The 1,873-nt window shown below is 51.2% G+C and carries 1 rRNA gene; it reads right to left on the reverse strand.

The window, feature by feature from the left end:
- Window positions 1-1,751: ribosomal RNA gene (locus C100_RS31890) — 23S ribosomal RNA — on the reverse strand; the annotation flags it as partial.
- Window positions 1,752-1,873 lie beyond the last annotated feature (122 nt).

Consider the following 1,873-nt stretch of genomic DNA (forward strand, 5'->3'; position numbering starts at 1 on the left):
CCCTTCTCCCGAAGTTACGGGGCCATTTTGCCGAGTTCCTTAACGAGAGTTCTCTCGATCACCTTAGGATTCTCTCCTCGCCTACCTGTGTCGGTTTGCGGTACGGGCACCTCTCACCTCGCTAGAGGCTTTTCTTGGCAGTGTGGAATCAGGAACTTCGCTACTAAATTTCGCTCGCCATCACAGCTCAGCCTTTACGGGAAACGGATTTGCCTATTTCCCAGCCTAACTGCTTGGACGCGGATATCCAATACCGCGCTTACCCTATCCTCCTGCGTCCCCCCATTGCTCAAATGGTGAGGAGGTGGTACAGGAATATCAACCTGTTGTCCATCGCCTACGCCTTTCGGCCTCGGCTTAGGTCCCGACTAACCCTGAGCGGACGAGCCTTCCTCAGGAAACCTTAGGCATTCGGTGGACGGGATTCTCACCCGTCTTTCGCTACTCATACCGGCATTCTCACTTCTAAGCGCTCCACCAGTCCTTCCGGTCTGGCTTCACAGCCCTTAGAACGCTCTCCTACCACTGTTCGTAAGAACAGTCCGCAGCTTCGGTGATACGTTTAGCCCCGGTACATTTTCGGCGCAGAGTCACTCGACCAGTGAGCTATTACGCACTCTTTAAATGGTGGCTGCTTCTAAGCCAACATCCTGGTTGTCTAAGCAACTCCACATCCTTTTCCACTTAACGTATACTTTGGGACCTTAGCTGGCGGTCTGGGCTGTTTCCCTTTCGACTACGGATCTTATCACTCGCAGTCTGACTCCCAAGGATAAGTCATCGGCATTCGGAGTTTGACTGAATTCGGTAACCCGGTAGGGGCCCCTAGTCCAATCAGTGCTCTACCTCCGAGACTCTTACCTTGAGGCTAGCCCTAAAGCTATTTCGGAGAGAACCAGCTATCTCCAGGTTCGATTGGCATTTCACCCCTACCCACACCTCATCCCCGCACTTTTCAACGTGCGTGGGTTCGGGCCTCCATTCAGTGTTACCTGAACTTCACCCTGGACATGGGTAGATCACCTGGTTTCGGGTCTACGACCACGTACTCATGCGCCCTATTCAGACTCGCTTTCGCTGCGGCTCCGCATCTTCTGCTTAACCTTGCACGGGATCGTAACTCGCCGGTTCATTCTACAAAAGGCACGCCATCACCCGTTAACGGGCTCTGACTACTTGTAGGCACACGGTTTCAGGATCTATTTCACTCCCCTTCCGGGGTGCTTTTCACCTTTCCCTCACGGTACTGGTTCACTATCGGTCACTAGGGAGTATTTAGCCTTGGGAGATGGTCCTCCCGGATTCCGACGGAATTTCACGTGTTCCGCCGTACTCAGGATCCACTCTGGAGAGAACAACATTTCAGTTACAGGGCTGTTACCTTCTTTGGCGGGCCTTTCCAGACCTCTTCGCTTATATCATTCCTTTGTAACTCCGTATAGAGTGTCCTACAACCCCAAGAGGCAAGCCTCTTGGTTTGGGCTGTTCCCGTTTCGCTCGCCGCTACTCAGGGAATCGCATTTGCTTTCTCTTCCTCCGGGTACTTAGATGTTTCAGTTCCCCGGGTATGCCTTCTCATACTCTATGTATTCAAGTATGGATACTACTCCATTACGAGCAGTGGGTTTCCCCATTCGGAAATCTCCGGATCAAAGCTTGCTTACAGCTCCCCGAAGCATATCGGTGTTCGTCCCGTCCTTCATCGGCTCCTAGTGCCAAGGCATCCACCGTGCGCCCTTTCTAACTTAACCATTTCTTACTTTAGAAAGAATCACTATGTGTGATGAACTTTGCATTGCATTCAATGTGAATGTATTACTTATTGTTATCTAGTTTTCAAAGAACAATCCTGTCTCGCTAGAGACATGTTTTG

Source organism: Sphingobium sp. C100, from assembly GCF_000508185.1.
In the GTDB taxonomy this organism is placed as follows: domain Bacteria; phylum Pseudomonadota; class Alphaproteobacteria; order Sphingomonadales; family Sphingomonadaceae; genus Sphingobium.